General features: G+C 71.0%; 5 protein-coding genes. 1 reads left to right on the forward strand and 4 read right to left on the reverse strand.

The features are described from left to right. Positions 1-187: 187 nt before the first annotated feature. The 4 genes from eno to mfd form a co-directional block, all read right to left on the reverse strand. Positions 188-1,465, reverse strand: a complete 1,278-nt coding sequence (eno, locus tag VOI19_RS11210) for a phosphopyruvate hydratase (RefSeq protein WP_323793048.1) — start codon at positions 1,463-1,465, stop codon at positions 188-190. A gap of 109 nt (positions 1,466-1,574) precedes the next feature. After that, on the reverse strand, positions 1,575-2,021 hold the full coding sequence (locus VOI19_RS11215; RefSeq protein WP_323793049.1) for a MazG nucleotide pyrophosphohydrolase domain-containing protein: 447 nt from the start codon (positions 2,019-2,021) through the stop codon (positions 1,575-1,577). Between the two features lie 4 nt (positions 2,022-2,025). Beyond that, positions 2,026-2,754 carry a hypothetical protein gene (locus VOI19_RS11220; RefSeq protein ID WP_323793050.1) on the reverse strand — a complete coding sequence of 243 codons (729 nt, stop codon included), beginning with the start codon at positions 2,752-2,754 and terminating at the stop codon, positions 2,026-2,028. After that, positions 2,755-6,276 (reverse strand): transcription-repair coupling factor, encoded by a 3,522-nt coding sequence (mfd, locus tag VOI19_RS11225; protein ID WP_323793051.1) that lies wholly within the window; start codon positions 6,274-6,276, stop codon positions 2,755-2,757. 155 nt (positions 6,277-6,431) lie between these two features. On the opposite strand from mfd, the gene VOI19_RS11230 reads away from it, so the two are divergent. Next, positions 6,432-6,700 (forward strand): hypothetical protein (locus VOI19_RS11230; protein WP_323793052.1); only part of this gene is annotated, 269 nt, incomplete at its 3' end.

The raw sequence follows: 6,700 nt of genomic DNA on the forward strand, positions 1-6,700 counted from the left end.
CGCTCGCGCGCGCCGACCCGGCGGTCGACCTCGTCGGGCGCGACGCCGCGCCGGACCGCCCGGGTCCGCTACCCCCGCCGGTGCGCGAGGCTCCGGCGGGCGTGCGTCGACGGGTGGTCCGGGACGGCTTGTTCGGCTGACGAGGTGGTGCAGGCACCCGTTCATCCTCCCTTGTGGGAGGCCACGATCACGACACGAAACGCGGGAAGGCGCCGGCTCCTGCGTAGCGAGCGGCCTCACCGAGCTCTTCCTCGATGCGCAGCAGCTGGTTGTACTTCGCCACCCGCTCCGACCGAGCGGGGGCGCCGGTCTTGATCTGACCACAGTTGGTGGCCACGGCCAGGTCGGCGATCGTGGTGTCCTCGGTCTCGCCGGAGCGGTGGCTCATCATGCAGCGGTAGCCGTTGCGGTGCGCCAGCTCGACGGAGTCGAGGGTCTCGGTGAGCGACCCGATCTGGTTGACCTTCACCAGCAGCGCGTTGGCCTGGCCGCCGGTGATGCCGCGCTGGAGGCGCTCGACATTCGTCACGAACAGGTCGTCACCGACGAGCTGGGTCTTGGTGCCGAGGCGGTCGGTGATGGCCTTCCAGCCGTCCCAGTCGTCCTCGTCGAGGGCGTCCTCGATGCTCACGATGGGGTAGGCCGCCACGAGGTCGGCGTAGTAGTCGGTCATCTCCTCGGCCGACTTCGACGCACCCTCGAAGGTGTAGGTGTTGTCGGTGCAGAACTCGCTCGCTGCGACGTCGAGGGCCAGCGCGATGTCGCGGCCCAGGGTCAGACCGGTGGCCTCGACGGCCTCGGCGATGAGGTCCAGGGCGGCGCGGTTGGAGTCGAGGTTGGGCGCGAAGCCACCCTCGTCGCCCAGGCCCGTGGCCAGGCCCTTCTTCTTCAGCACCGACTTGAGGGAGTGGTAGACCTCCGCGCCCTGACGCAGCGCCTCGCGGAAGGTCGGCGCGCCGATGGGCGCGATCATGAACTCCTGGATGTCGACGTTGGAGTCGGCGTGCGAGCCACCGTTGAGGATGTTCATCATCGGCACCGGCAGGACGTGGGCGTTGGGACCACCGACGTAGCGGTAGAGCGGCAGACCGGCCGAGTCGGCAGCAGCGCGCGCGACGGCGAGCGAGGCACCGAGGATGGCGTTGGCACCCAGCGTCGCCTTGTTGGGCGTCGCGTCGAGCTCGAGCATGGTCTGGTCGATCAGGCGCTGGTCGTCGGCGTCGAGGCCCTCGAGGGCCGGCCCGATCGTCTGGATGACGGCGTCGACGGCCTTCTCGACACCCTTGCCGAGGTAGCGGTCACCGCCGTCGCGCAGCTCCATGGCCTCGAACGCCCCGGTCGAGGCGCCGCTGGGCACCATCGCTCGGGCGAAGACGCCGTCATCGAGGACGACCTCGACCTCGACAGTGGGGTTTCCGCGCGAATCGAGGATCTCGCGTGCTCCGACGGCTTCGATGGCTGCCACGTCAGTCTGCTCCTGTTAGGTCATCGGGCCTCGGCAGAGGCTGGACGTCTCACACTAGAGGAACGACGACGCGGGCGCCTACGTGCTCGACCGCGGAGACGGACGTCGGCTAGCCGGCGCCCTTCTCGGTCGCCTTGACCTGCTGCCAGATCTCGTTGACCACTACGGCGGTGAGGGCCGGGGAGCTCGCGTCGCGCCCCAGCGAGGCCGGATCGAAGACGTGCGGGTTGCGGCGGCGGAGCTTGGCGGTGATGCCGGCTGCGACGTCGTCGAGGTCGAAGTCACCGCGCTCCTCGGCGATCGCTGCATGGAAGACCACCTGCAGCAGGACGTCGCCCAGCTCCTCGCAGACGTGCGCGGTGTCGCCCGAGCCGATCGCCTCGACGAGCTCCTCGGTCTCCTCGCGCAGGTAGGGCACGAGCGACTGCGGAGTCTGCTCCGCCTTCCACGCGCACTCGCTGCGCAGCCGACGCATGACGGCGACCAGCTCGTGCAGTGGATCCTGCTGGGGATCCTGCTGGGCCTCCTGCTGGGCGTCCTGCTGCGGGTCGCTCACGACCTCAGCGCGGCGACGCCGCCCCGCACAGCTGACCGGCGGGCAGCTGGGCGGCCGAGGCCGTCACATCGGTCTCGGTGGCGGTGTTGGGGTCGAGCAGCCCCGCGACCGCGAAGTCGCTTGCGGCCACGCTGGTGCCCGTGCCGGCGCTGACGATCTGGCCGTCCTTCACGGACAGCCGGAAGACCGGGTTGATGGCGACGTCGTTCTCGTCGAGCCAGGAGGCGATCACCGACCGGCCGCGGTCGTTCAGGACGATCGGGTCGGCGGGCACGGTGCCCTCGGCGGCGAAGGCCTCCTCGCCGAGCAGGGTCGCGGCGGCGTCGACGAACGTCGTCGCCTCGCTGAGGAGCGCGAACGGCGCCCGCTGGTCCTCGGGGATCTGCTCGTTGCTCGCGTCGAGCGCGCTGAGGCCCTGCTCGTAGTCGTCACCGACGGCAAGACCGCTCTCCTCGAGCGCCTGGTCGGCAGCCGCCCGCTGCACGAGCACGCTGGCGAACTGCTGGCGAGCCAGCGAGCGCGGGAAGCCGACCTGCTGCTGGTCGACGAAGAAGGAGCACGCGACATCGACGCTGTCGTCGATGACGTCGAGACCGAGCTCGGTGTCACCCACCTGAGCCGCGACACCGGGACGCAGCTGGTCGTCGCTGACCCCGCAGCCGGAGAGGGCTCCGCCGGTGAGGAGGACGCCGAGGAGGCCCAGGGCCGCCAGTCGGGGGGAACGGATGCTCACTCAGGACTCCTTCGGGGCGAGAACGTGGTCGATGACGACGCGCGCCCATTCAAGCAGGGCGATGCCCTCGAGCGGGCGACCGGTCGCGCCGGGGGTGCCGGGTCGCGGCACGAGCACGGTGTCGACGCTCGTCTTGATGATCGACTTCGGGTAGACCCGCTGGAGTCGGATCTGACGCGACTCGGGCAGCGACACCGGCGCGAAGCGCACGTTCTTGCCCGCGATCGTGACCTCGGAGATCCCGGCCTCCCGGGCCCGCGCCCGGAACCGGGCGACGAGCTGGAGGGAGACGACCTCCTGCGGCGGCTCGCCGTACCGGTCGACCATCTCCTCGGCGATCAGGTCGACGTCGGCGTCCGAGCGCACCTCGGCGAGACGGCGATACATCTCGAGGCGCAGCCGCTCGCTCTCGATGTAGTCGTGCGGCAGGTGGGCATCGATCGGCAGCTCGATGCGGACCTCGTTGAGGACGTCGGTGTCGGTGTCGCCCTTGAACTCCGCCACGGCCTCGCCCACGAGACGGACGTAGAGGTCGAAGCCGACGTCGGCGATGTGACCCGACTGCTCGCCGCCGAGCAGGTTGCCGGCGCCGCGGATCTCGAGGTCCTTCATCGCGATGGCCATGCCGCCACCGAGGTCGGAGTGCTGGGCCAGCGTCGCGAGCCGCTCGTGGGCGGTCTCGGTGAGCGGCTTCTCCGGCGGGTAGAGGAAGTAGGCATAGGCACGCTCGCGGCTGCGGCCGACGCGTCCGCGCAGCTGGTGCAGCTGCGAGAGGCCGAGGGTGTCGGCCCGCTCTATGATCATCGTGTTGGCGTTGGAGACGTCGAGCCCGCTCTCGACGATCGTCGTGCACACGAGCACGTCGAAGGTCTTCTCCCAGAAGTCGACCATCACCTGCTCGAGCTGGTGCTCGCCCATCTGCCCGTGCGCCGTCGCGACCCGCGCCTCGGGCACCAGCTCGCGGATGCGGGCTGCGGCCTTCTCGATGGACGTGACCCGGTTGTGGATGAAGAAGACCTGGCCGTCACGCAGCAGCTCGCGGCGGATCGCCGCGGTGACCTGACGATCCTCGTAGGCGCCCACGTAGGTGAGCACAGGGTGGCGCTCCTCGGGCGGCGTCGTGATCGTCGACATCTCCCGGATGCCGGTGATCGACATCTCCAGCGTGCGCGGGATCGGGGTCGCACTCATGCTCAGCACGTCGACGGAGGTGCGCAGGCGCTTCATCTGCTCCTTGTGCTCCACCCCGAAGCGCTGCTCCTCGTCGACGATGATCAGACCGAGGTCCTTCATCTTGATGTCGGGGTTGAGCAGGCGGTGGGTGCCGACCACGATGTCGACCGAGCCGTCGGCCAGCCCGGCGGTGACCGCCTTGGCCTCCTTGTCGGTCTGGAAGCGGCTCAGTCCGGCGACGTTGACCGGGAAGCCGCTCATCCGCTCGCTGAAGGTCGACATGTGCTGGGTGACCAGCAGCGTCGTGGGCACCAGGACGGCGACCTGCTTGCCGTCCTGCACGGCCTTGAACGCCGCCCGGACCGCGATCTCGGTCTTGCCGTAGCCGACGTCGCCGCAGACCAGACGGTCCATCGGGACGGTCTGGCGCATGTCGGACTTCACCTCGTCGACCGTGCTGAGCTGGTCGGGGGTCTCGGTGAAGGGGAACGCGTCCTCGAGCTCGCGCTGCCAGGGGGTGTCGGGTCCGAAGGCGTAGCCCTTGGTGGCCTGCCGGGCGGCGTACAGCTTGATCAGCTCGGCGGCGATCTCGCGCACTGCCTTGCGGGCGCGACTCTTGCGCTTGGCCCAGTCGGCGCCGCCGAGGCGGTCGAGGCTCGGCTGCTCACCGCCGACGTAGCGGGTGATCTGGTCGAGCGCGTCGGCCGGCACGTAGAGCCGGTCCGGCGGGGCGCCCCGCTTGGTGGAGCCGTACTCGAGCACGAGGTACTCGCGCTTGGCGCCCTGGACGTCGCGCTGCTTCATCTCGACGAACCGGCCCACGCCGTGCTGCTCGTGGACGACGTAGTCGCCGGCCTTGAGCTCGAGCGGGTCGATCTGCTTCTTGCGTCGCGCCGGCATCTTGCGCATGTCGCGCGTGGAGGCCTTCTGCCCCGAGATGTCCTCGCCGGTGAGGAGCACCAGGCGGTTGGTCTGGTCGACGAAACCCTTCGCGACCGCGCCGCAGGTCACCGTCACGATGCCGGGCGCCAGGTCGTCGAGCGACTCCACGCCCTCCACCAGGCGGGCCGGCACGTCACGCTCGCCGAGCTGCTCGACGGTGCGGTTGGCCGGTCCGTGACCGGGGTGGACGACCAGCACGCGGTAGGCGTCCGAGCGCCACCGGTCGAGGTCGGTCAGGGCCTTCTCGACGTCGCCGCGGTAGCTGTCCATCGGCGCCGCGCCCAGCGCGACCGTGCGGTCGTCGCTGTCGAGGCCGAACGGGCTCAACGTCCACCAGGGCAGGTGCCGCTCGAGCACCGCCTGCCGCACGTCGCCGATCTCGCGGTAGGACGCCGCCCCGAGGTCGATCGGGGACGTTCCGCCACCGGCGGCCGCGGCCCAGCTCGCCCCGAGGAACTCCTCGCTGGTCGCGACCAGGTCGTGGGCGCGGCTGCGCGCGCGCTCGGGGTCGAGCACCAGCACGTGGGTGTCGTCGGGCATCAGGTCGACGAGCAGCTCCATGTCGTCGACGAGGACGGGCGCCAGCGACTCCATGCCCTCGACCGCGATGCCGGCGGCCATCTTGTCGGTGAGCTCGAGCAGCTGAGGGTGGGTGCGCCCCAGCGCGGCGGCGCGCTCGCGCACCTCCTCGGTGAGCAGCAGCTCACGGCACGGCGGCGCCCACAGGCGCTCGGCCTTCTCGAGGGTGCGCTGGTCGGCCACGGAGAACCAGCGGATCTCCTCGACCTCGTCACCCCAGAGCTCCACGCGCAGCGGGTGCTCCTCGGTGGGCGGGAAGACGTCGACGATGCCTCCGCGCACGGCGAACTCGCCGCGACGCTCCACCAGGTCGACGCGCGAGTAGGCGGCCTCGGCGAGACGTTCGACGAGGTCGTCGAGCGCGACCGTGCCACCGACGACGATCTCGACCGGCTCGAGGTCGGCGAGACCCTTGACCTGGGGCTGGAGGATCGAGCGGACGGGCGCCACGACGACCTTCAGCGGGCCGTTGGTGGCGTCCTGGCCCGGGTGCGCCAGGCGGCGGAGCACGGCAAGTCGTCGACCGACCGTGTCGCTGCGTGGGCTGAGTCGCTCGTGCGGCAGCGTCTCCCAGCTCGGGTAGGCGGCGACGTGGGCCGGGTCGAGGAGGTCACCCAGGGCGGCGACCAGGTCGTCGGCCTCGCGGGTGGTCGCGGTGACGGCCAGCACCGTGCGGCCGGCGCGCACGAGCCCGGCGACGGCGAAGGGCCGCAGCGCCTCCGGTGCGGTGAGGTCGAGGGTGCGGACGGCGCCGCTGCGCGCGTCGTCCATCGCGGTGGCGAGGGCGGCGTCGGCGAGGACGGCGTCGGCGAGACCTGACAGGCTCACGGGATTTCTCAGGCTCCTTGGAAGGCGTGCTGCGGACAGCCGTGTGAAGCCCGATCAGGCACGACCGGGCGCTCCGTCGAGTCTACGGAGCACCTCCGACGCCCGTCGGTGCGGTCTGGCGCCGACCCCAACCATCCACCCGTAGCCTCGAAGACATGAGACCCGCGAGCACAGCTGCAGCCGGTCTGCTCGCTCTCACGCTCACCGCCTGCTCGGGCCCTGCTGTCGAGGAGAGCCCGACCGCGCCGACCGAGCAGAGCGCGACGGCTCCGAGCACGACCGAGGCACAGGGAGCGCCCGAGTCGTCTCCCGCGGCGCAGCCCGACCTGCTCTCCCGCACGATCGCCGACGGCGTACGGCGCCCGCGCACCGCCGCGCAGGCCGCCCGCGCGGTCGAGGCCGCCGAGGCCGCCATCCGCAGGCC

The organism is Nocardioides sp. (assembly GCF_034670285.1).
Lineage (GTDB): Bacteria > Actinomycetota > Actinomycetes > Propionibacteriales > Nocardioidaceae > Nocardioides.